The sequence below is a fragment of the Streptomyces sp. NPDC051738 genome (assembly GCF_044453205.1).
Taxonomy (GTDB): domain Bacteria; phylum Actinomycetota; class Actinomycetes; order Streptomycetales; family Streptomycetaceae; genus Streptomyces.
Window position 1 is genome coordinate 237,372 of sequence record NZ_JBITCM010000014.1, and the last position, 21,380, is coordinate 258,751.

Annotated in this window: 20 protein-coding genes; 9 read left to right on the plus strand and 11 right to left on the minus strand. The window is 70.1% G+C overall.

From position 1 onward, the window contains the following. Window positions 1-3: 3 nt before the first annotated feature. Window positions 4-864 (plus strand): PaaX family transcriptional regulator C-terminal domain-containing protein, encoded by an 861-nt coding sequence (locus ACIA8X_RS30570; protein WP_399459624.1) that lies wholly within the window; start codon window positions 4-6, stop codon window positions 862-864. A gap of 50 nt (window positions 865-914) precedes the next feature. Here the strand turns inward: ACIA8X_RS30570 and ACIA8X_RS30575 are convergent, their stop codons facing one another. Then, the gene (locus ACIA8X_RS30575) at window positions 915-1,571 is read right to left on the minus strand and encodes a TetR/AcrR family transcriptional regulator (RefSeq protein WP_393447204.1); all 657 of its coding nucleotides are present in this window, start codon (window positions 1,569-1,571) and stop codon (window positions 915-917) included. Between the two features lie 80 nt (window positions 1,572-1,651). On the opposite strand from ACIA8X_RS30575, the gene ACIA8X_RS30580 reads away from it, so the two are divergent. Further along, window positions 1,652-2,305: a nucleoside deaminase gene (locus ACIA8X_RS30580; protein ID WP_393447206.1), complete on the plus strand. Its 654-nt coding sequence runs from the start codon at window positions 1,652-1,654 to the stop codon at window positions 2,303-2,305. Window positions 2,306-2,522: 217 nt separating this feature from the next. Here ACIA8X_RS30580 and ACIA8X_RS30585 read toward each other — a convergent pair whose 3' ends face one another. The 3 genes from ACIA8X_RS30585 to ACIA8X_RS30595 all read right to left on the minus strand — a co-directional run bounded on the left by ACIA8X_RS30585 (window position 2,523) and on the right by ACIA8X_RS30595 (window position 5,081). Further along, window positions 2,523-3,602, minus strand: a complete 1,080-nt coding sequence (locus ACIA8X_RS30585) for a sensor histidine kinase (RefSeq protein ID WP_393447208.1) — start codon at window positions 3,600-3,602, stop codon at window positions 2,523-2,525. Beyond that, a complete protein-coding gene (locus ACIA8X_RS30590; protein WP_393447210.1) occupies window positions 3,595-4,269 on the minus strand; it encodes a response regulator transcription factor in 675 nt (224 codons plus the stop codon). The genes ACIA8X_RS30585 and ACIA8X_RS30590 overlap by 8 nt, the downstream gene beginning before the upstream one ends. Before the next feature lie 107 nt (window positions 4,270-4,376). Then, the gene (locus tag ACIA8X_RS30595) at window positions 4,377-5,081 is read right to left on the minus strand and encodes a VanZ family protein (protein WP_393447212.1); all 705 of its coding nucleotides are present in this window, start codon (window positions 5,079-5,081) and stop codon (window positions 4,377-4,379) included. Window positions 5,082-5,342: 261 nt separating this feature from the next. On the opposite strand from ACIA8X_RS30595, the gene ACIA8X_RS30600 reads away from it, so the two are divergent. Further along, on the plus strand, window positions 5,343-7,583 hold the full coding sequence (locus tag ACIA8X_RS30600) for an RICIN domain-containing protein (protein ID WP_393447214.1): 2,241 nt from the start codon (window positions 5,343-5,345) through the stop codon (window positions 7,581-7,583). Window positions 7,584-7,693: 110 nt separating this feature from the next. Here ACIA8X_RS30600 and ACIA8X_RS30605 read toward each other — a convergent pair whose 3' ends face one another. The 4 genes from ACIA8X_RS30605 to ACIA8X_RS30620 form a co-directional block, all read right to left on the minus strand. Further along, window positions 7,694-8,614 carry an ABC transporter substrate-binding protein gene (locus ACIA8X_RS30605; RefSeq protein ID WP_399459641.1) on the minus strand — a complete coding sequence of 307 codons (921 nt, stop codon included), beginning with the start codon at window positions 8,612-8,614 and terminating at the stop codon, window positions 7,694-7,696. Window positions 8,615-8,675: 61 nt separating this feature from the next. Then, a complete protein-coding gene (locus tag ACIA8X_RS30610; protein ID WP_393447216.1) occupies window positions 8,676-9,365 on the minus strand; it encodes an ABC transporter permease in 690 nt (229 codons plus the stop codon). After that, window positions 9,362-10,027 carry an ABC transporter permease gene (locus ACIA8X_RS30615; RefSeq protein ID WP_393447219.1) on the minus strand — a complete coding sequence of 222 codons (666 nt, stop codon included), beginning with the start codon at window positions 10,025-10,027 and terminating at the stop codon, window positions 9,362-9,364. Before ACIA8X_RS30615 ends, ACIA8X_RS30610 begins: the two co-directional genes overlap by 4 nt. Further along, window positions 10,024-11,208 carry an ATP-binding cassette domain-containing protein gene (locus ACIA8X_RS30620; protein ID WP_393447221.1) on the minus strand — a complete coding sequence of 395 codons (1,185 nt, stop codon included), beginning with the start codon at window positions 11,206-11,208 and terminating at the stop codon, window positions 10,024-10,026. The genes ACIA8X_RS30615 and ACIA8X_RS30620 overlap by 4 nt, the downstream gene beginning before the upstream one ends. Window positions 11,209-11,395: 187 nt before the next feature. Here ACIA8X_RS30620 and ACIA8X_RS30625 point away from each other — a divergent pair, with 187 nt between their 5' ends. Genes ACIA8X_RS30625 through ACIA8X_RS30635 form a run of 3 tightly spaced genes read left to right on the plus strand, consistent with a single transcriptional unit; the run spans window position 11,396 to window position 14,876 of the window. Next, window positions 11,396-12,397, plus strand: a complete 1,002-nt coding sequence (locus ACIA8X_RS30625; protein ID WP_393447223.1) for an ornithine cyclodeaminase family protein — start codon at window positions 11,396-11,398, stop codon at window positions 12,395-12,397. Then, on the plus strand, window positions 12,394-13,953 hold the full coding sequence (gene hutH, locus ACIA8X_RS30630; protein ID WP_393447225.1) for a histidine ammonia-lyase: 1,560 nt from the start codon (window positions 12,394-12,396) through the stop codon (window positions 13,951-13,953). The genes ACIA8X_RS30625 and hutH overlap by 4 nt, the downstream gene beginning before the upstream one ends. Further along, the gene (locus ACIA8X_RS30635) at window positions 13,950-14,876 is read left to right on the plus strand and encodes an amidohydrolase family protein (RefSeq protein ID WP_393447227.1); all 927 of its coding nucleotides are present in this window, start codon (window positions 13,950-13,952) and stop codon (window positions 14,874-14,876) included. Before hutH ends, ACIA8X_RS30635 begins: the two co-directional genes overlap by 4 nt. A 69-nt stretch (window positions 14,877-14,945) precedes the next feature. On the opposite strand, the gene ACIA8X_RS30640 is transcribed toward ACIA8X_RS30635, so the two are convergent. After that, entirely contained in the window at window positions 14,946-16,121 is a 1,176-nt protein-coding gene (locus ACIA8X_RS30640) for a cytochrome P450 (RefSeq protein WP_393447229.1), read from the minus strand. 225 nt (window positions 16,122-16,346) lie between these two features. On the opposite strand from ACIA8X_RS30640, the gene ACIA8X_RS30645 reads away from it, so the two are divergent. Beyond that, a complete protein-coding gene (locus ACIA8X_RS30645) occupies window positions 16,347-17,186 on the plus strand; it encodes a S1 family peptidase (protein WP_393447231.1) in 840 nt (279 codons plus the stop codon). 16 nt (window positions 17,187-17,202) lie between these two features. Here the strand turns inward: ACIA8X_RS30645 and ACIA8X_RS30650 are convergent, their stop codons facing one another. Both ACIA8X_RS30650 and ACIA8X_RS30655 read right to left on the minus strand, forming a co-directional pair. Then, window positions 17,203-17,868: an LLM class flavin-dependent oxidoreductase gene (locus tag ACIA8X_RS30650; RefSeq protein WP_393447233.1), complete on the minus strand. Its 666-nt coding sequence runs from the start codon at window positions 17,866-17,868 to the stop codon at window positions 17,203-17,205. Window positions 17,869-18,067: 199 nt separating this feature from the next. Continuing rightward, window positions 18,068-18,730, minus strand: coding sequence for a GntR family transcriptional regulator (locus tag ACIA8X_RS30655; protein WP_393447235.1), 663 nt, complete (start codon window positions 18,728-18,730; stop codon window positions 18,068-18,070). 94 nt (window positions 18,731-18,824) lie between these two features. On the opposite strand from ACIA8X_RS30655, the gene glyA reads away from it, so the two are divergent. Both glyA and ACIA8X_RS30665 read left to right on the plus strand, forming a co-directional pair. Next, complete coding sequence (gene glyA / locus ACIA8X_RS30660) at window positions 18,825-20,159, plus strand: serine hydroxymethyltransferase (protein WP_393447237.1); 1,335 nt, start codon at window positions 18,825-18,827, stop codon at window positions 20,157-20,159. Continuing rightward, entirely contained in the window at window positions 20,156-21,376 is a 1,221-nt protein-coding gene (locus ACIA8X_RS30665) for a sarcosine oxidase subunit beta family protein (RefSeq protein WP_393447239.1), read from the plus strand. The genes glyA and ACIA8X_RS30665 overlap by 4 nt, the downstream gene beginning before the upstream one ends. Window positions 21,377-21,380: the final 4 nt, after the last annotated feature.

Genomic DNA, 21,380 nt, shown 5'->3' on the forward strand with positions numbered 1-21,380 from the left:
TCCGTGGAGGACGACGACATCCTGGGCACCCAGGACACCCAGGACAGCTCGGAGGGCCCGCAGCAGCGCCCCCAGTCGCTCATGCTCGCGTTCTTCGGCAACCACGTCCTGGAGGAGGGCGACCTGTGCGTCTACTCGGGCAGCATCATCGACGTGCTCGGCCGGGTCGGCATCGGTGAACAGGCCGTACGCTCCACCCTCACCCGCATGGTCAACCGCGGCCTGCTGATGCGCCAACGCGAGGGCCGCAAGATGTTCTTCGGCCTGACCCCGCAGGCGACGCGCGTCCTCCAGGACGGCCGTACCCGCATCTGGCAGCGGGGCGCGGTCAACGACGACTGGGACGGCTCCTGGACGCTGCTCGGTTTCTCCCTCCCCGACTCCTGGAAACGCCAGCGCCACGATCTGCGTTCGCGGCTCACCTGGTCCGGGTTCGGCGCGCTGTACAGCGGGCTGTGGATCGCGCCGGGGAACGTCGACGTCGCCACCATCGTCTCGGAACTCGGCTTGACAGCCCACGTCAAGATCTTCCACGCCCAGGCGGACGAGGCCACCGACATCGGGCACATGGTCCGCGACACCTGGGACCTGGAGAGCATCGCCGCCCGCTACGTCACCTTCGACAAGCGCTGGACCGCCCACCTCGACGCCGGATCCGGGGACGACCCGATCGGCACCCGCCTGCGGTTGGTCAGCGACTGGCTCTGGACCATCCGCACGGACCCCCGACTGCCCGCCCGGCACCTGCCCCCCGACTGGCCGGCCCGCCCCGCCCGGGAGACCTTCCGCCGGGTCGCCGACCAGACCGCGGGGCCCGCGCAAGGGATGGCCCACGAACTGCTGGAGACCACCTGCTTGCGGTAGGCGAGCCGGAACCTCTCGGGCGAACACAACCCTGAGCGCTCCTTCGCCCCCTAGCCGCCCGCCGTCACGGCCTTGAGCTCCTCCAGTGACTCCCGCATCACCTGCGACAGCGTGCGTGTCTCGGCCGCCGCGATCCACCGCTCGAAGCCGACCTTGAAGACGGCGACCCCTGCCTCGGCGGTCAGGCTGGCGGCCGGCTCCCGGACGCCGCGTCGGCGCAGGGCGTCGGCCAGCGCGGCCGACAGTGAGGCGAGCTTGATCAGTTCGCGCTCCTGGAGTTCGGCGTTCGCCGCGATGACGGCCTGGCGCTGCAGGGAGAGTTCGCGGCGACCGTCGAACACCACGGAGACCGCCTCCAGCCCCGCCGCCGTCGCGTCGATCGGGGCCGCGGGCTGCGGAGCCTCGGCGACGGCGTTCACGAACAGTTCCTGCACCGCACCCGAGCCGCCGAACAGCACCTCGCGCTTGTCGGTGTAGTGCCGGAAGAAGGTCCGTTCGGTGAGACCGGCCAGTTTGGCGATCTCGGCGACCGTCGTCTGTTCGTAGCCGCGTTCGCTGTAGAGCTCCAGCGCGGTCGGGGGCGCCGGCGGCGTAGGACATGAGGCTCCTCGCGCACAGGGGGGTGCCGTATTCGGCGGACGCGCTCGGCACTCACTGTATTCAGGTCTGCATATAGGAGTCGCCGGCCACTGTATACAGCGCTTCATGTGATTCCGGCGCGAACCGGAGGGGTCTTGTGACGGTTCGGATACTCTGCGGAGTCATCGGCGTCGAGTGAGGAGATGCGATGGATTCGGGCAGGCGTCAGTTGCTCGGCAGGTGGGGAGCCGTGGTGGTGGGAGCGGTGGCTCCGGTCGCCCTCCATCGGCACTCAGCCCAGGAGAGCCACGCCCGCCCGGACCGCGACGCCGGTGCGACCCCCGCGGCGGACCTGCGGACCGGTACCGGTGCCAGTGCCGGCGCCGGCGCCGGCGCCGGCGCCGCTCACGAGCGATTCATGTGGCTGGCCATCGAACAGGCCCGAAGGAACCCCAAGTGGCCGTTCGGCGCGGTGATCGTCGGCACCCGCACCGGTGAGGTCCTGGGGTGGGGCGTCAACTCCGGGGCGGCCAACCCGATGCTGCACGGCGAGGTGGTCGCCATGAACGACTACGTACACCGGCACGGCAACCAGGGTTGGGCCGACACCACCCTCTACACCACGGGTGAGCCCTGCTCGATGTGCATGAGTGCGATGGCATGGGCGAATCTGCGGCGCGTCGTCTGGGCCAGCTCGATCGACCAGATCCGCCGCACCGGCATCAGCCAAATCGACCTGTCCGCACGGGAGGTGGCAGCCTCCGCCCGGTCCTTCTACACCCCGGAGCTACTGCTGGGCGGCGTGCTGGCGGACCACACCGACAGACTCTTCGAGGAGGCACAGCGGCTGCGTCGGAGGTAACCCGGCAGACACCAAGTCGCTCACGTCGCCCCGTAGATGAGCCGTATGAAAGTGCCCTCCGGAAAGCGCAACTCCAAAGTGTGGCCGGCATCGCGCGACTCGACCTTGCTCTCGACCACCGCCTTGACTGACCGAGTCACGGCCACGGCGCCGTGCGCCGCATCCGACGACGGAGTCATGAACTCCTGACGGGGCCAGGGGTTGGAGCTGACGACGCCTACGGCGCGCCGGGGAGGCGGACCGTGACGAGGAGGCCGCCGGTGGGACGGGGGGCGAGGTCGAGGGTCCCGTCGTGGGCGCGGACGATGCTGTGCACGATGGCCAGGCCGAGGCCGACGCCGGCGTGCTCGTCGGTGCGTACGCGTTCCGTTCCGCGCTGGAAGGGTTCGGTGAGCGTCGGCAGCAGTTCCGGTGGGAGCCGACGGCCCGTGTTCTCGACCCGCAGCACGCTCGTGTCGCCGTGCGCCTCGGTGTGCACCGTCACGGTGCCGCCGGCCGGGAGGTTGTGGACGATGGCGTTCTGGACGAGGTTCGTCACCATCCGCAGCAGGAGCTCCGCGGAACCGCCGGCCCGGGCCGCCCCGCCGGTGACGTCGAGCGTGATCCGGCGCTGTTCGGCGAGCGGGAGCAGCGTTTCGGCGGCCTCTTCGGCGACGAGGGAGAGGTCGACACTCTCGCGGGTGACGTTCCCTCGGTCGCTGCGGCTGAGCAGCAGGAGGGCCTCGGTGAGGTCGATCGCGCGCGTATTGGCGGCCTGCAGGCGTTCGATGAGTTCGCCCCGGTCCCGCGTGGGGTCCTTGCGGGCGACGTCGAGGAGCGTCCGCGAGATGGCCAGCGGGGTGCGCAGTTCGTGGGAGGCGTTCGCGGCGAACCTCTGCTGCTCGGCGACATGGGACTCGAGTTGCTGAAGCATCGAGTCGAAGGTGTCGGAGAGTTCACGGAATTCGTCCTGGCGGCCCTTCATGCGGATCCGGTGGGACAGCGACCCGTTCCCGGCCCTCCGTGCCGCGTCCGTGATCTGTGTGAGCGGTGCGAGCATCCGGCCCGCGAGGATCCACCCCCCGACGAGGCCGAACACGAGCAGGAGGACCATCGCCACGGCCGCGGCGGGGGCGAACATGCGCACCAGCAGGTAGCGGTTGGGCGAGATCCCCAGCAGGCCCTGGGAGTTGTCCGGTACGTAGCGCAGCAGGAACCACCACACCACAGCCAGCAGGAGAGCACCGGCGACGGCGAGGAATCCGGCGTAGCTGAGGGTGAGTTTCAGTCGGGCGCTGAGCCCTGGGCGTCTATTCATGCGCGGTACCGGTGTCGATGCGGTAGCCGACGCCGGGCACCGTGGCGACGATCCATGGTTCGCCGAGCCGTTTGCGCAGTGCGGAGACGGTGATGCGCACGGCGTTGGTGAGGGGGTCGGCGTTCTCGTCCCAGGCCCGTTCGAGCAGCTCTTCGGCGCTGACGACCCCGCCCTCGGCGGCGACGAGGACTTCCAGCACGGCGAACTGTTTGCGGGTGAGCGCGACGTAGCGTCCGTCGCGGAAGACCTCCCGGCGGAAGGGGTCGAGCCGCAGTCCCGCGATCTCGCGGACCGGGGGCCGGGCGTACGCGCGTCTGCGGTCGAGCGCCCTCAGCCGCAGGACGAGCTCCCGCAGGTCGAACGGTTTGGTGAGGTAGTCGTCGGCGCCGAGCTCGAACCCGGAGGCCTTGTCGTCGATCCGGTCGGCGGCGGTGAGCATGAGGATCGGGATGCCGCTGCCGGAGGCGACGATGCGCCGGGCGACCTCGTCTCCCGAGGGGCCGGGGATGTCGCGGTCGAGGACCGCGAGGTCGTAGGAGTGGACGCTGAGCAGTTCCAGGGCGGTGTCGCCGTCGCGGGCGATGTCGGCGGCGATCGCCTCCAGCCGTAGACCGTCACGGACGGCTTCGGCCAGGTCGGGCTCGTCCTCCACGATCAGTACGCGCATGTCCGAAGCCTAAGCACCGCCCCATATCGCCGACGTATCCAAAGAGACGTATGCACAAAGACGTATGAAAGACATGGGCCCGGACGCGTGCGCACACGGCACGCGGCTCAGCCCGCCGGCGCCGGCGCGGGGCGGGCCCGGTCCGGCGACGCATCCGCCGTGGTGCGCCACCATCGGCGCGACGCCAGCGCGGCCAGCACGGCGCCGGTGGTGTTGACCAGTACGTCGTCCACGGAGGACACCCGGTCGAGCCGCAGGACGTACTGCGCGGTTTCGACCAGGACCGAGCAGCCCGCCCCGAGCGTCAGGATCCGCGGCACGGACGCCAGCGCCGCGAACCGCATCGGGGCGAAGAACCCCAGTGACGCGAAGACCAGCAGGTTGCCTACGATCCCGAGCGGCCCCATCGTGACGAGGTCCCGCAGCGGTACCAGGCTCACCCGGGCGGGGGCGATGCCGGGCGCGGCGCCCGGCATCATGGTCAGCCAGAGGAACGGCACCGTCCCGTGGACCATGCCCACCTCGGCCAGCGACATCGGCCACGCCCCCGTGACGCCGGCGGCCCGTCGACGGCGTGCCAGCGCCCACACCACCAGCGCGGCCAACGGCAGCGCGACCAGCGTCATGAGCACCACACCGTTGAAGGTGTCGAAGCAGCCGTGCCAACGCCCGGCCATGCACCTCGGAGCGGCCATCATGAGCGGCCCCCGCACGACGAACGCGGCGCTCGCCAGGCCGAGGATCGCCAGGCCGAGGAGCACGATCCCGCGCGTGCGGCGGGGCGATGCCGACAGGGATGTGTCGTGATTCATGCCCCCATTGGAGACGCAGGACCGTTGCGGTGGCGTATGCGATTTTCGATACGACCGCGATACACGGCATCCCCGGCATCTTCTTCAGCCTCCTGGCCGGAGGCGGCAACTCACCTGCCCCAGCACTTACTTCACGTATTGACGAAAGTGGTCCAGACCTTTAGGTTCACGGGTCAGCAACTCAGCGTGTGACGCGTTCACCGCTCATGCGGTGAACGCTGCCTCGGTTGTTCACCCCCCACACGAAGGGCCTCTGCGCACATGCCCAGACTGCAAGAAGAACCCGTGCTCACCTCCTTGCGCTCCGCGCTCAAGCGCCGTCGCAGATACACCGCTTCCGCGGTGGTCATCGCGGCCGTCGCCTCCCTGCTCACCACCGCACCCGCACCGGCTCCCGCGAGTGCGGCGGAGAGCACTGCCGCCGCGCTGCCCACCGACTTCGCGACCGTGATGAACGCCGCGAGCGGCCGCTGCCTGGACGCCCGGTCGGCGGCCACCGCCAACGGCACTGTCGTGCAGCAGTACTCGTGCAACAGCTCCACGGCCCAGCAGTGGAGCTTCACCACCACCAGTGACGGCTACGTCCGTATCAACAACCGCAACAACACCAGCCAGGTCGTGGACGTCGCCGACGTGTCCACGGCCGACAACGCGCCCGTGCACCTGTGGGCCTACGGCGGCGGCACCAACCAGCAGTGGCTGCCCGTCCACGAGGGCGGCGGCGCCTACCACTTCGTCAACCGCAACAGCGGCAAGTGCCTGGACGACCCGGGCGCCTCGACGGCCGACAGTGTGCAGTTCGTGCAGTACACGTGCAACGGCAGCGCCGCCCAGCGCTTCCAGGTGGTCCCCGTGGCCCAGTCGGGCACCAATCCCGACCTCGGCCCGAACGTGCTCGTCTTCGACCCGTCCATGTCGGCGTCCACGATCCAGAGCAGGCTCAACACCGTCTTCCAGCAGCAGGAGACGAACCAGTTCGGCTCCCAGCGCTACGCCGTCCTGTTCAAGCCGGGCTCCTACAACGCGGACGTCAACGTCGGCTTCTACACCCAGGTGGCCGGTCTCGGCCTGACCCCGGACGCGGTCACGATCAACGGCGCGGTGCACGCCGAGGCCGACTGGTTCCAGGGCAACGCGACGCACAACTTCTGGCGCGGCGCCGAGAACCTGTCGGTCAACCCGACTAACGGCAGCGACCGTTGGGCGGTCTCGCAGGCGGCGTCGTACCGTCGGATGCATCTGCGCGGCAACCTCGCCCTGGACGACAACGGCTGGTCCAGCGGTGGCCTCTTCGCCGACACCAAGGTCGACGGTCAGGTCAACTCCGGCACCCAACAGCAGTGGCTGACCCGTAACTCCCAGCTCGGCGGCTGGACCGGCGCCAACTGGAACATGGTCTTCGTCGGCAGCCAGGGCGTCCCGGCCACGAGCTTCCCCAGCCCGCCGTACACCGCGGTCGCGCAGACCCCGGTCAGCCGCGAGAAGCCGTTCCTGTACGTCGACGAGAACGGCGCCTACCAGGTGTTCGTGCCGGAGACGCGGGCCAACTCCACCGGCATCAGCTGGGCGAACGGTGCCTCGGGCAGCTCGCTCCCGCTGAGCCGGTTCTTCGTCGTGCGGCCGGGCACCACCGCCGCGCAGATCAACTCCGCGCTGGCCTCGGGCCTGAATCTGCTGGTCACCCCCGGTGTCCACCACCTCGACCAGACCCTTCAGGTCAACCGCGCCGACACCGTCGTCCTCGGTCTGGGCCTCGCGACCTTCATCCCGGACAACGGCGTCACCGCCATGCGGGTGGCCGACGTCGACGGCGTCAAGATCGCCGGTGTGCTCTTCGACGCCGGCACGACCAACTCCAGCACCCTCGTGGAAATCGGCCCCGGCAACTCCTCCGCCTCGCACGCCGCCAACCCGACGTCCCTGCACGACGTGTACTTCCGCGTCGGCGGCGCCGCCGTCGGCAAGGCGACCACCAGCCTGGTGATCAACAGCGACGACGTCATCGCCGACCACACCTGGATCTGGCGCGCCGACCACGGCAGCGGCGTCGGCTGGACCAGCAACACCGGAGACACCGGCCTGATCGTCAACGGTGACAACGTCACCGCGTACGGCCTGTTCGTCGAGCACTACCAGAAGTATCAGACCATCTGGAACGGCAACGGCGGGCGGACGTACTTCTACCAGAACGAGATGCCGTACGACCCACCGAACCAGGCGTCCTGGATGAACGGCTCGACGCAGGGCTACGCCGCCTACAAGGTCGCCGACTCGGTCACCAGCCACCAGGCCTACGGCCTCGGCAGCTACTGCTTCTTCAACGTCAACCCGAGTGTGGCCGCCGAACGGGCCATCGAGGCGCCGAACAACGCGGGCGTCCGCTTCACCAGCATGGTGACGGTCTCCCTCGGCGGCACGGGCACCATCCGGCACGTCGTCAACAACACGGGTGGCCCGTCCAACTCCACGACCAACGTGGCCAATCTGACGAACTATCCGTAGCGCGTCACCCAGCGCCGCCGTCGGCCGTCCCTCCGCCCGAGGGGCGGCCGACCCACCCCCCGAGACCTCCGAGGAGTGCGGGGAGGACGATGTCGGCGTGGCCGAACCGGTCAGGTCGCGAGGCCGGCCTTCGTCAGCCACTCCTTGGCGACGGTGGCGGCGTCCTCCTTGTCAGTGACGAGCTTCTTCATCATGGCCAGCAGGTCCTCGGTGGTGAGCTTGGCCGAGACGCCGTTGAGCGCCGCCTTGGCCGTGTCGTCGACCGCGGACTTGTAGACCAGGGGCGTGACGTTCTGCGAGGCGAAGAAATTCTTCGGGTCCTCCAGCACCACCAGCTTGTCCTCGACGATGGCGGGATCGGTGGTGTAGATGTTCGCGGCCTGCACCTTGTCCGATTTCAGCAGCTTCAGCAGGGTGCTCTGGGCACCCGCGTCGAGCGGCTGGAACGTCCCGAACTCGACGCCGTAGATCTTCTTCAGACCGACCCAGCCCTGGGTGCGGGTCTTGAACTCCGAGCCCGCGCCGATCGTCCACTCCCCCGCCACCGGCTTGAGGTCGGCGAGGGTCTTGAGGTTGTACTTCTCGGCCGTCTCGGCGGTGACGGTGACCGAGTCCTTGTCCTGGGCCTCGGCGGAGTCGAGGATCTCCACCGACGTCGGAAGCTTCTTCTTCAGTTCGGCGTTGATGTCCTCCGTGCCGGTCGCGGTGCTGGTCTTGTCGACCGCCGTCGCCAGCAGGGCGCCGTTGTACTCCGGGAAGACCTGGATGCCGCCCTTGACCACCTGGTCGTAGTAGACCTCACGGGCCCCGATGTCGAACTTGCGGGTCACCTTCAGGCCCTTGGCCTCCAGGGCCTCGGCGTAGATCTCGGCGAGCAGCTGGTTCTCGGGGAAGTTCGCCGAGCCGACGACGATGGACTTGCCGTCGCCGCTGTCGCCGCCGCCCGTCAGAGGGTTGTCGTCACTGTCCCCGCCACCGCAGGCGGTCAGCGACAGCGCGGCGATCAGGGCGAAGGCGGCGCCGCGGTGGATGCCTCTCATGGGTGTTTCCTTTCTCGGAGCCAGGGGGCTCGGAACAAGCGTCGGAACAGACTCAGGACTTGGACGCCGAGACCCTCAGGCCCGGCGAGACGATGACGCGCCGCAGCGCGGTGAACAGGATCTGGACGACGAGCGCCAGGGCGACGACGATGGTGGAGCCGCCGATGACCAGCTCGTAGTCGTTGCGGGAGAGCCCGTCGACGATGAAGCGGCCCAGGCCGCCGAGACCGGGATAGGCGGCGATGGTCGCGGTGGCCACGACCTGGATCGCGGCGACCCTGAGGCCGAGGAGGATCAGCGGCAGCGCCATCGGCACCTCCACCCGCACCAGGACCTCCCACTCGGTCATACCGACCCCGCGTGCGGCGTCCCTGGTGGCGGGGTCCACGCCCCGGACTCCCTCGAAGGTGTTGATGAGGATCGGCGGGATCGCGAGCGCGACCAGGGCGACCAGGACCGGGGTGGTGCTGAGCCCGGCGAGCGTGACGACGAGGACCACCAGGCCGAAGGTGGGGATCGCCCGCGCGAGGTTGGCGACACTGGCCACGGCGAACGCCCCCCGGCCGGTGTGCCCGACGAGCAGCCCGAGCGTCAGTCCGATCAGGGCGGCGAACAGCAGCGACAGGCCGCTGTAGGTGAGGTGCTCCAGGAGCCGCTGCGGGATTCCCTCCGCACCGTGCCACTGCTTCGAGGACGTCAACCAGTCCCCCACGAGCCCGAGTTGGTTCAGCAGATCGTTCATGTCGCGGTCACCTTGCTCCGGGACCAGGGGGTGAGCAGCCGCTGCGCCAGGACGAGCAGCGCGTCGGTGGTGAGCGCCAGCAGCATGATCAGCACGATCGCGGTGACGATCGGGGTCGGGAAGTCGAGCTGGAGACCACGGGTGATGTAGTAGCCGAGCCCGCCCTGCCCGATCAGCTGTCCCACGGCGACGAGGCTGATGGAGGAGACAGCGGCGACGCGCACACCTGCGATGACGACGGGTACGGCGATGGGCAGTTCGACCTGGACGACACGGCGTACCGGGCCGAATCCCAGCGCGGTGGCCGCCTGGCGGACCGGTTCGGGGACCGAGGCCAGCCCGTCCACGACGTTCGGCACCAGGACCGACAGCGTGTAGAGCGTCAGCGGGATCATCACGGTGCGTTCCGTCAGCCCGGTGTACTTGATGAAGATCATGAACAGGGCAAGGGACGGGATCGAGTACAGGATGTTGGCCACGGTCAGCACCGGTGCGTACAGCCAGCGCCAACGGTGGCAGAGAATGCCGATCGGCACCGAGATGACCAGGCCGAACAGCACCGGCAGCAGGCCGAGTCGCAGGTGGACACCGGTGTAGTCGGCCAGCTCGCCGATGTGGTCGCCGATCCAGTCCCACCGGACCAGCGGTTCACCGTCGCTCATCGGTCACCACCGTCCGGGGTGCCGGAACCAGCCGCGTCCCCGGTCTTCGCGACCTCGGGCGCCACGTCCGCGACCGCCACCACTTTGGGCACCTCGGCCTCGACCACCCCCGCGGACAGTTCGTGCGCGTCCGCAACGCCGACGACCGCGCCGTCCGCGTCCACGCCCACCGCGAGCCGGGACGGTGACAGGAGCGCCGAGTCGAGGGCGGCCCGCGCCGAGTCGCCGACGAGGCTGAAGGTGTGGCCGAGCGGCGCGAGAGGCGTGTCCGCGAGGGTGCCGCTCTCCGGCAGGTCCGCGACCGCGGCCCAGCCGAGCGGTCGCCGCTCGGCGTCGACGACGAGCACCCACGGCTCGTCCGCCGCCCTGGCCCGTGCCACGGGAGTGGTCGCCGGCAGCACCGCACCGTCGCGCAGGGGCACTTCGGACGCCTTGACGAAGGACAGCCGGCGAATGCCCCGGTCCTGGCCGACGAAGCCGGCCACGAAGTCGTCGGCAGGGGAAGCGAGCAGCCGCTCGGGGGTGTCGAACTGGGCGAGCTTGCCTCCGGTTCGGAACACCGCGATGTTGTCGCCGAGTTTGATCGCCTCGTCGATGTCGTGGGTGACGAACACGATCGTCTTGTGCAGCTCCTTTTGCAGCCGTATGAACTCCGCCTGCAATTCCGCCCGCACGATCGGGTCGACCGCGCTGAACGGCTCGTCCATGAGCAGCACCGGCGGGTCGGCGCCCAGCGCCCTGGCCACCCCGACGCGCTGCTGCTGCCCGCCGGAGAGCTGGCTCGGATAGCGCCCCGCCATCTCGGCCGGCAGGCCCACCAGTTCCAGCAGCTCCGCCGCCCGCGCCCGCGCCTTCTTGCGGCTCCAGCCGAGCAGCAGCGGCACGGTCGCGATGTTGTCGAGGATCGTCCGGTGCGGGAACAGCCCGGCGTGCTGGATCACGTACCCGATGCCGCGGCGCAGCTCAGGGGCGTTGACCTCCCGGATGTCCCGGCCGCGCAGGCTCACCGTCCCGGCCGTCGGCTCCACCATGCGGTTGATCATGCGCAGGGTCGTGGTCTTGCCGCAGCCGGAGGGACCGACCAGGACCGTGATGCCCCCCTCGGCCAACTCCAGGGAGAGATCGTCCACGGCCGTGGTGCCGTTCGGATAGTTCTTGCTCACCGCGTCGAATTTGATCAAGGCTGCCCCTCACCTGACTGCATATGCGTATGCACAGTTTCGAGTGGGTGAATGGCAGTCAATGGCCAACCGTGAACGCCGTGTTACGTTCGTACGAAATCAGGCCAGGGGCACCCGAATTGCCCACGTTCCACGACTGATGTGCCACTCACAATTGGCCAGCTCAGACGTAAGGGAGACGCCCCCAATGGAACCGGTCTGGTTCACCTTCCTGAACGGCTCGGACATCGCACAGCTCGAGCTGACGGACACCGAGATACTCGACGCCGTCGAGGACGGGCTGCGCGCCCAGGGCCTCGGCGAAACGGTCATCGAACCGCGCGTCCACCTCATGCCCGACCCCGCCTTCAACGGCCACTTCAACGTCCTGCGCGGCTACATCGCTCCGCTCGCGCTGGCCGGGGTCAAGATCGTGGGCGACTACGTGGGCAACTACCGGCAGGGCCTGCCCTCCGAGATGGCGCTGCTCAACCTCTTCGACCCGCGCACCGGGATGCCGGTGGCCGTCGTCGACGCCACCGCCCTCACCGAGATGCGCACCGGTGCCCTCACCGCGCTCGGGGCGCGTCATCTGGCCCGCCCGGACGCCAAGGTGCTCGGGCACATCGGCGCCCGTGCCACGTCGTACTGGAACGTCCGTCTGCTCGACCGGATCTTCGACCTCGCCGAGATCCGCGTCCACTCGCGCCGCCCCGAGAGCCGGAACGCCTTCGCCGAGCGACTTGAGCGGGAGCTCGGCAAGCCCGTCGTCGTGACCGAGGACTGGAAGACCTGCGTGGAGGGCGCGGACATCGTGGTGGAGGCCTCCCGACTGGAGCGCCCGGAACCGCTGCTGAGGACCGAGTGGATCGCCCCCGGCGCCCTGGTCGTGCCCTACGGAACGAACAGCGCCGTCGAACTCTCCCTCACGGACATCATGGACAAGATCGTCGTCGACGACTGGGGCCAGGCACACGCCGGACCGTTCGGCGCACTGCGCGCACACGTCGACAGCGGCAGACTCAACGAGTCCAATCTGCACGGCGAGTTGGGCGAGATCGTCGCCGGTCGCAAGCCCGGCCGCGAGAGCGCCGACGAGACCAACCTCTTCTGGCACCGCGGGCTTTCCCTCTCCGACATCGCGCTGGGTGCGGCCATGCTGAAGAAGGCCGAAGAACGCGGCCTCGGCCAGAAGCTGCGGTTCTCATGACGGAGATCGTCACCGGGGTCGTCGTCGACGGGCGGACGCTGTCCTACGACGATGTCGTCGCCGTCGCCCATCACGGAGCCGAGGTCGTCCTGGCGGACGAGGTGCTCCCCCGCCTCACCCGCGAGCGGGCCGTCGTCGACGACGTCGTCGACCGTCAGATCCCGACGTACGGCCTGACGACGGGCCTCGGCACCCGCTCGTCGTACGCACTGCCCCGCGCCGAACTCGATGCGTTCAGCGTCCGTACCGTCCGAGGACGGGCCAACGCGGTCGGCGATCCGCTGCCCGTCCCCGTCGTGCGTGCCGCCGTCCTCGCCCGCGTCAACGGCATCGCGGGCGGAGGCAGCGGCGTACGACCGGAGATCCCACGGCTGCTCGTGGCCATGCTCAATGCGCGGGTGCATCCCGTGATCCCCGAGGTGGGGTCCATCGGCGCCTCCGATCTGTGCCAGATGGCCCATGTCGGCCTGGTCGTCATCGGTGAGGGCAGGGCCGAGTTCGGCGGTGAGGTGCTCGACGGCGGCATGGCACTGCGGCAGGCCGGTCTCACCCCTGCCGAACTGGGCCCGAGGGACGGACATGTGCTGTGCAGCGCGAGCCCGCTGGCGGCCGCACAGGGTGCTCTCGCCCTGCACGAGGCGGCCACGCTCCTCACGCTGACCCAGGCGGTCACGGCGCTGACCTACGAGGGCTTCCGGGCGAACACGAGCCCGCTCGACGCCCGGGTACTGGGTCTGCGCCCCGCCCCGGGTCAGTCCCGCGCGGCGGGCGACCTGCTCGCCCTGCTGGACGGCGGTGAACTGGGCGATCCCCGGCACGCCCGCCGGGTCCAGGACCCCGTCAGCCTGCGCTGCGCGGCCCAGGTGCACGGGGCGCTGCACGCCGCGCTGGACTTCGCCGACGCCGCGCTCCGGCCGGAGCTCAACGGCTGCGGTGACAATCCGGTGGTCCTGCCCGACACCGGCGAGATCCTGTCCTCCGGCAACTTCCACACCCCGGCCCTTGCCCTCGCCTTCGACGCCCTCGCGCTGGCCCTGACGCAGACCGCCTCGCTCTCCGCCGAGCGCATGCGACGGCTGCTCGACCCCGCCGTCAGCGGACTTCCCGCGAACCTCTCGCCGTACGGTCCGGAGCGCTCGGGCTTCGCACCGCTGGCCAAGACGGCGCAGGCACTCGTCGCCGAGATCCGCATGCTGTCCGTGCCCGTGTGCACCGACCCCCGCCATGGCGCGGACGCCGTCGAGGACGACTCGACCAATGCCGCGCTCGGGTCACGGCGGCTGGCCACGATCCTCGGCCGGCTACGGCAGCTGCTCGCCGTGGAGGCCGTGATCGCCGCCCAGGCCGTGGACCTGGCCGCACCGTCCGCCCTGGGACGGGGACCTCGGTTGCTGCACCGCGCGATCCGGGAGATCGTGCCTCGCCTGGACGACGACCGGCCCTGCGGGGTGGACGTGGAGGCGGTGCATCGCGACGTCCTGGGTTCCAGTGGCGTCCGGAGCGCACTGCGCACCATGGTGGGAGGGGCGTCAACCGTGGTGGGAGAAGCTTCATGACCAACGTCGACGTGCACCAGCATCTGTGGACCCCCTCGCTGGTGGAGGCCCTGCGGTCCCGCGGTGAACCGCCGTTCCTGGACGGCTGGACCCTGTTTCTGGACGGTGAGCCGCCCTACGAGATCCCGCCCGCCGACCACGACGTGACACGGCGCGCCGAGCTCGCCGCCGCCGACGGCCTCGGCCGGGCGCTCGTCTCGCTGTCCGCCCCGATCGGCGTGGAGTGGCTGCCCGCGGCAGAGGCACGACCCCTGCTCGACGCCTACCACGAGGGTGCGGCCGCGCTCCCCGAACCGTTCGGCGCCTGGGCCGCCGCCTGCGTACGGGACGTCGACGCGACGGCGGCGGCCGAGGACCTCGACCGGGGTTTCGTCGGTATCCAGCTCCCGGCGAACGCCCTGGCCGACGCCGGCGGTTACGCGCGGTGCGCACCGCTGCTGGACCTGCTCGAAGAGCGCGGCCTCCCGCTGTTCGTCCACCCGGGGCCCGCGGCCGGCCAGTCCGAGGGGCCCGGTTGGTGGCCCGCGATGGTCCCCTACGTCCAGCAGATGCACGCGGCCTGGTTCGCCTTCCGCGCCTTCGGCCGCGCACGCCATCCGCGACTGCGGGTGTGCTTCGCCCTGCTGGCCGGGCTCGCCCCGCTGCACGGGGAGCGCTTCGCCGCCCGGGGCGACGGGGGCGGCGTCGGAGCGGACCCCGGTGTGTTCGTCGAGACGTCCTCGTACGGTCCGCGCGCCGTCGACGCGATCGTCCGCGCCCTCGGTAAGGACGCCGTCGTCCAGGGCTCGGACCGGCCCTATGCGGAGCCACCGCTCCGTCCCGGCTTCGGGCTGGGCGGAGCCGCGGCGTACGCCTTCCGCATCGCCAATCCGCTGCGGCTGCTCACCGGGAGGAACTCAACCCTCGACGAGACCGGCCGGTGAGCGGCGAACCTGGAGGGATCCCGGACCACAGACCACGGACCGCACCGGACCTCTGGCACCGATGTGCGGTCAGGCGGGACTGTCCCACAGCACATGCAGGGTGGGGGGCTTGCGGAAGACCAGGCCGTACGGAGCGGTGGGGAAGTCCGGGTCGAGGCGCAGGGCGGGGAGTCGTTCGAGCAGGTGCCGGAGGGCGATACGGGTCTCCAGGCGGGCGAGGTGCGCGGCGATGCAGTGGTGCGGGCCGTGGGCGAACGCCAGTTGGAGCCGCACGTTCGCGCGGCGGACATCGAACCGATCGGGGTCGGGGAAGACGGCCGGGTCGCGGTTGGCGCCCGCCAGGGAGACCGTGACCGCTTCACCCCGGCGGATCGTGGCCGGGCCGAGGATGGTGTCACGGGTGGCGTAGCGGTCCACGAGCGCCGCGCCCGGTTCGAGACGCAACGACTCCTCGATCGCGCTGTCCAACAGGGTGGCGTCGTCCCGGACAAGAGCGAGCTGGTCGGGGTGTCGCAGCAGATGCAGCAGCGCGTTGGTGATCATCGCCTCGGTGGTCTCGATGCCTCCGAACATCAGGACCGCGGCATTGGAGGCCACCTCGGGCAGATCCAGCTGCCCGGCGGCGGAGACGAGGAGCGAGGGAACTTCCCGGTCGGCGACGGTGGTTTCCACAGCTGCCCGTAGCTGCGCGTACGCGGCGGCACCGGCGGGCCCCGCCGCATGGCCGGCGGTGATGTCCGAGACGGATCGCACGATGGAGTCGTACCAGGCGAGCACCGTGCCCGCATGGACGCCCACCAGCCCGAGTGCCTCGGTCACGACGGCGACGGCGAGCGGGGCGGCGAGCGCACCGCGCAGTTCGCCGACGCCCGCCGGTTCCAGTGCGGCGATGAGGCGGTCGGACTCCCGCTCGATGAACGGGGCGAACCCTGCATGCACCTCCCGAGGACGGAATGGAGCGGCGAAGGGCTCACGGTGCCGGGTGTGCTCGGCGCCGTCCAGGGACAGCATGCTCGGCCCGACGACCTGTGCGGTGGAGAACCGGGGATCGTCGACGGTGAAGGTCGCGGCGTCCCGCATCACACTGATCGCGAGGTCACGCCGGGTCACCAGCCAGCCGTCCAGCTCGGGCAGCCAGGACACGGGCTCCTGCGCACGGAGCAGCGCTAGCCGCCGATGCGGATCCTCGGCGAGTTCGGCGATCGTGGTCGCGGCACCGAGCGGGAAGGACTCGACAACCCTCATCCGTTGCTCGGCTCTCTGCGCGCGGCTGGAAGATCCATACCGGGAGCACGTACCCGGGAAAGGGCTCGGCCTCACCTGCCGGTCCGGATCGTCACCTACCCCCGGCGAGCGCGCCCCGGCACACTGAGGCTGCGCATCTGACCCACCGTCCATGGGGAGACCTGGGTGACTAGAGCACGCCGTACGACCGTCCGACGTTCACCGCTGATTGCCTCGGTGTTGAGCTTGCTCGTCGTGACCGCTCTCGCGGTGTCCGGCACCAGCGCGGCGGCAGCGCCTACGGCGGACCGCGCACCATCCGCCGCCTCAGTGTCCGGTGTTGCCTCGGCCGTCGAATCCCTGGCCATCTCCGGGACGACCTGGGCCGTGGACGAGCGCACCGGGAAGCTGCGGATTCTCGCCGACTCCACCGTCACGGACGCCGACCTGGCCAGACTCCGGCGGGCCGCCGGGAGTTCTGCGGGTGCCATGCCCCTCGAACGGCTCGACGGCCGACTGCGCACCCTCCTGTCGGGGGGCGACGGCATCTACGGGGGCGGCGGGCGCTGCTCGGCCGGAGTCAATGTGCAGAGCGGCTCCACGTACTACTTCGTCACCGCCGGCCACTGCACCGACAGCATGCCCACCTGGTACACCAGCTCCGCCATGAGCACGCCGATCGGCCCCACCACCGGAACCAGCTTCCCCGGCGACGACTTCGGTGTCGTCCAGTACGCCAACCCGGCCGTACCCCACCCCGGTGCCATCGGAACCGTCGACGTCACCGGGACCGCGACCGCCTACGTCGGCCAGAGCGTCTGCCGTCGGGGAGCGACCACCGGTGTCCGATGCGGTGTGGTCACCGCGCTGAACGCGACCGTCAACTACGGGAGCGGCGACACCGTCCACGGGCTGATCCAGACCAACATCTGCGCCGAGCCGGGCGACAGCGGCGGCCCGCTCTACGCCGGCGACAAGGTCATCGGAATCCTCTCCGGCGGCTCCGGGAACTGCGCCACCGGAGGCACCACCTACTACCAGCCGATCCAGGAAGCGCTGAACACCTACGGGCTGTCCGTCTACTGACGGGACGTTGGAAGCATTACCGGCGCTGGGACGACGGCCGCGGAATGCCCAGGTGGTCGCGCAGCGTGGTGCCCGTGTAGTGGGTGCGGAACAGGCCGCGCCTGCGCAACTCGGGGATCACGAGCTCGGCGAAGTCGTCCAGGGTTCCCGGCAGGTACGGGAAGGTCACGTTGAAGCCGTCGGCGGCGCGGCCGTGGAACCACTCCTCGATGTGGTCGGCGATCTGCTCCGGGTTGCCGGCGATGGTGCGGTCGTCGTCGGCGACGCGCCGGACCAGGTCCCGGATGGTGAGGTTGTCGCGGCGGGCGTCCTCGTAGATCTGCTGCTGGGCGGGGTGCGACTGGTTGGAGAGGGGGAGCTCGGGCAGCGAGCCGTCCAGCGGGTAGGGACTGAGGTCGAAGCCGCCCAGCCAGTACGACAGGTCGGCCAGGGCGACCTGTGGCGGCAGGAGTTCGGTGAGGCGGGCCAGCTTGGCGTGGGCCTCGGACTCGGTGGGGGCGGTGATGACGGACAGCGCCGGGAGCACCTTGAGGTGGTCGGGGTCGCGGCCGTGGTCGGCGGCGCGTTCCTTGATCTCCGCGTAGAACTCCTGTGCCCGGCCCAGGTCCCTGATGCCGGAGAAGATCACGTCGGAGATGCGGGAGGCGAGGTTCTTGCCCGCCTCGGAGGCACCGGCCTGCACGATGACCGGGTGTTCCTGCGGGGGCCGCCCGCGGCGTCGCCGACGAAGTGGTCTTCATGTCCGAGGGCCGACTCGTCGAGGAGGGCCCGCCGTCCCAGGTCATCGACACCCCCGTCCACGAATCCACGCGTACCTTCATCGACAGCATCCTGTGACGTCGCGTCGGCCCGCGCACCGGAACGGAGCCACCGGGGGGCGCTCAGATGGCGTCGCGAATGGCCCGTTCGAAGCCCTCGACATGGCTGCGGGCGAGCCGGGCCGCCGTGTCGGGTTCCCCGGCGACGATCGCCTCGATCAACGGTCCGTGCTCCTCGACATGCCCGGCCATGTCGGAGAGGCGGTCGACGAACAGGCACCAGATGCGGGTGGCCAGGTTGTCGTAGCGGACGAGGGTGTCTTCCAGGTACGGGTTGTGCGTGGCGGCGTAGATGGCGCGGTGGACCTGAAGGTCCAAGTGCATGAGCTCAGTGGCGTCGTGCCGACCGGAATCCGCCCTCTTCAACTGCCGCCGTAGCTCCGTCAGCGTCGTACGGTCCATGCCCGTGGCGCGCCGCGCGGCCTGGGCTGCGGCCAGGGGCTCGAGTTCCTGGCGCACCTCGGAGATATGGGCCAGGTCGGTGATGTTGACCTCGGTGGCGAAGGTGCCGCGCCGGGGGTAGGTCGTGATCAGGCGCTCGTACTGGAGCCGCTTGAGCGCCTCGCGTACCGGTGTCCGTCCGACGCCGAGGGACTGCCCCAGCTGGTCCTCGTTGATCGGCGCGCCCGGGCGGATCTCCAGCATGACGAGCCGGTCGCGGAGGGCGCGATAGGCACGCTCGGCGAGGGACAGCTCCTCGCTCCCGGCCTCTGTCGCCACCTGCATAACGCCCCCTTGACCTGTCCGACGAGCTCACATACCTTACCGCAGAGGCTGATATATCAGTCGTTCATTAGTTGGCTCTCAGAATGGTGTGCAGATGGCAACGAACCCGTCGATCACCACGGTCGTCTCCCCTCTTTCCCTCCCGCTCGGCGAGCTCGACCCGCAGGTCGCCGCCGCGGTGGACGCCGAGCTGAACCGTCAGCAGTCCACGCTGGAAATGATCGCCTCGGAGAACTTCGCCCCGGCCGCCGTCATGGAGGCCCAGGGTTCGGTCCTGACCAACAAGTACGCCGAGGGCTACCCGGGCCGCCGCTACTACGGCGGCTGCGAACACGTCGACGTCGTCGAGCAGTTGGCCATCGACCGGGTGAAGGACCTGTTCGGCGCCGAGGCCGCGAACGTACAGCCGCACTCGGGCGCCCAGGCCAACGCGGGCGCGATGTTCGCGCTGCTGAAGCCCGGCGACACGATCCTCGGCCTCGACCTGGCGCACGGCGGGCACCTGACCCACGGCATGCGCATCAACTTCTCCGGCAAGCTGTACGACGTCGTGCCGTATCACGTACGTGAGTCCGACCTGCGCATCGACATGGACGAGGTCGAGCAGCTCGCCCTCGCGCACCGGCCGAAGATGATCGTCGCCGGTTGGTCGGCCTACCCCCGGCAGCTGGACTTCGCCGCGTTCCGGCGGATCGCCGACGCGGTGGGCGCGTATCTGATGGTGGACATGGCGCACTTCGCCGGCCTGGTGGCCGCGGGCCTGCACCCGAACCCGGTGCCGTACGCCGACGTCGTGACGACTACCACGCACAAGACCCTCGGCGGCCCGCGCGGCGGTGTGATCCTCAGCCGTGCCGACTTGGCCAAGAAGATCAACTCAGCGGTCTTCCCCGGCCAGCAGGGCGGCCCGTTGGAACATGTCATCGCGGCGAAGGCGGTGGCCTTCAAGGTGGCGGCGGGCGCGGAGTTCCGGGAGCGTCAGCAGCGCACCCTGGACGGCGCCCGCATCCTCGCCGGACGGCTGCTGGCGGATGACGTCGCCGAGGCCGGGATCACCGTGCTGACCGGTGGCACCGAGGTCCATCTGGTCCTCGTCGACCTGCGGAAGTCCGCGCTGGACGGGCAACAGGCCGAGGACCGGCTGCACCGCATCGGCATCACCGTCAACCGCAACGCGGTGCCGTTCGACCCACGCCCGCCGATGGTCTCCTCGGGGCTGCGGATCGGCACCCCTGCCCTGGCCACCCGCGGCTTCGGCGAGGCGGAGTTCCGCGAGGTCGCCGACGTCATCGCCCAGGCCCTGAAGGAGGAGCAGCTCGGCGACGAGCGCGCGGGCCTGCTGCGTGACCGGGTCGAGAAGCTCGCCGCCGCGTTCCCCCTCTACCCCCACCTGTCCCACCCGCCCCGACTGAACGGAGACGCGGCATGACCGCCGAGCCGCTGCCGGAACACCCGGACTTCCTCTGGCGCAACGCCGAGCCGCGCTCCTCGTACGACGTCGTCATCGTCGGCGCGGGCGGCCACGGCCTGGCCACCGCCTACTACCTCGCCAAGAACCACGGCATCACCAACGTCGCCGTCCTGGAGAAGGGCTGGCTGGCCGGCGGCAACATGGCGCGCAACACCACGATCATCCGCTCCAACTACCTTCTGGACGAGAGCGCCGCGATCTACGAGCACGCGCTGAAGCTGTGGGAGCGACTCCCGGAGGAGCTGGACTACGACTTCCTGTTCAGCCAGCGCGGCGTCCTCAATCTCGCGCACACGCTCCAGGACGTCCGCGAGGGCGTGCGCCGCGTCAACGCCAACCGCCTCAACGGCGTCGACGCCGAGTGGCTCGAACCGGACGAGGTCGCCAAGGTCTGCCCCATCCTCAACGTCTCGTCCCGCACCCGTTATCCGGTCCTCGGCGGCACCTTCCAGCCGCGGGCCGGCATCGCCAAGCACGACCACGTCGCCTGGGCGCTGGCCCGCCGGGCCGACGAGATGGGCGTGGACCTGATCCAGGGCTGCGAGGTCACCGGCTTCCTCAAGGACGGCGACCGGGTCGTGGGCGTCGAGACCAACCGCGGCCGCATCCTCGCAGGCCGGGTCGGCCTCGCGGCGGCCGGGCACAGCAGTGTGCTGGCCGAGCGGGCGGGCGTACGGCTGCCGGTGCAGTCACATCCGCTGCAGGCGCTGGTATCCGAGCTGCACGAGCCGGTGCACCCCACCGTCGTCATGTCGAACCACGTGCACGTCTACGTATCCCAGGCCCACAAGGGCGAGTTGGTGATGGGCGCCGGCGTGGACTCGTACAACGGCTACGGGCAGCGCGGCTCCTTCCATGTGATCGAGCAGCAGATGGCCGCCGCCGTCGAGCTCTTCCCCGTCTTCGCCCGCGCCCACGTGCTGCGGACCTGGGGCGGCATCGTCGACGTCTCCCCGGACGCCTCCCCCATCATCGGCGCCACCCCCGTGGAGAACCTCTACGTCAACTGCGGCTGGGGAACGGGCGGTTTCAAGGCGACGCCCGCCGCCGGCTGGACCTTCGCGCACACCATCGCCACGGGCGAGCCCCATCCACTGAACGCCCCCTTCGCCCTCGAACGCTTCACGACGGGCGCGTTGATCGACGAGCACGGCGCCGCGGCCGTGGCCCATTGAAAGC

What these genes read in the sequence shown, in the direction of transcription:
- ACIA8X_RS30575 (WP_393447204.1), bottom strand. Translation starts at nt 1,571, where the DNA reads ATGAAGCGCTGTATACAGTGGCCGGCGACTCCTATATGCAGACCTGAA.
- ACIA8X_RS30580 (WP_393447206.1), top strand. Translation starts at nt 1,652, where the DNA reads ATGGATTCGGGCAGGCGTCAGTTGCTCGGCAGGTGGGGAGCCGTGGTG.
- ACIA8X_RS30585 (WP_393447208.1), bottom strand. Translation starts at nt 3,602, where the DNA reads ATGAATAGACGCCCAGGGCTCAGCGCCCGACTGAAACTCACCCTCAGC.
- ACIA8X_RS30590 (WP_393447210.1), bottom strand. Translation starts at nt 4,269, where the DNA reads ATGCGCGTACTGATCGTGGAGGACGAGCCCGACCTGGCCGAAGCCGTC.
- ACIA8X_RS30595 (WP_393447212.1), bottom strand. Translation starts at nt 5,081, where the DNA reads ATGAATCACGACACATCCCTGTCGGCATCGCCCCGCCGCACGCGCGGG.
- ACIA8X_RS30600 (WP_393447214.1), top strand. Translation starts at nt 5,343, where the DNA reads ATGCCCAGACTGCAAGAAGAACCCGTGCTCACCTCCTTGCGCTCCGCG.
- ACIA8X_RS30610 (WP_393447216.1), bottom strand. Translation starts at nt 9,365, where the DNA reads ATGAACGATCTGCTGAACCAACTCGGGCTCGTGGGGGACTGGTTGACG.
- ACIA8X_RS30615 (WP_393447219.1), bottom strand. Translation starts at nt 10,027, where the DNA reads ATGAGCGACGGTGAACCGCTGGTCCGGTGGGACTGGATCGGCGACCAC.
- ACIA8X_RS30625 (WP_393447223.1), top strand. Translation starts at nt 11,396, where the DNA reads ATGGAACCGGTCTGGTTCACCTTCCTGAACGGCTCGGACATCGCACAG.
- hutH (WP_393447225.1), top strand. Translation starts at nt 12,394, where the DNA reads ATGACGGAGATCGTCACCGGGGTCGTCGTCGACGGGCGGACGCTGTCC.
- ACIA8X_RS30635 (WP_393447227.1), top strand. Translation starts at nt 13,950, where the DNA reads ATGACCAACGTCGACGTGCACCAGCATCTGTGGACCCCCTCGCTGGTG.
- ACIA8X_RS30640 (WP_393447229.1), bottom strand. Translation starts at nt 16,121, where the DNA reads ATGAGGGTTGTCGAGTCCTTCCCGCTCGGTGCCGCGACCACGATCGCC.
- ACIA8X_RS30655 (WP_393447235.1), bottom strand. Translation starts at nt 18,730, where the DNA reads ATGCAGGTGGCGACAGAGGCCGGGAGCGAGGAGCTGTCCCTCGCCGAG.
- glyA (WP_393447237.1), top strand. Translation starts at nt 18,825, where the DNA reads ATGGCAACGAACCCGTCGATCACCACGGTCGTCTCCCCTCTTTCCCTC.
- ACIA8X_RS30665 (WP_393447239.1), top strand. Translation starts at nt 20,156, where the DNA reads ATGACCGCCGAGCCGCTGCCGGAACACCCGGACTTCCTCTGGCGCAAC.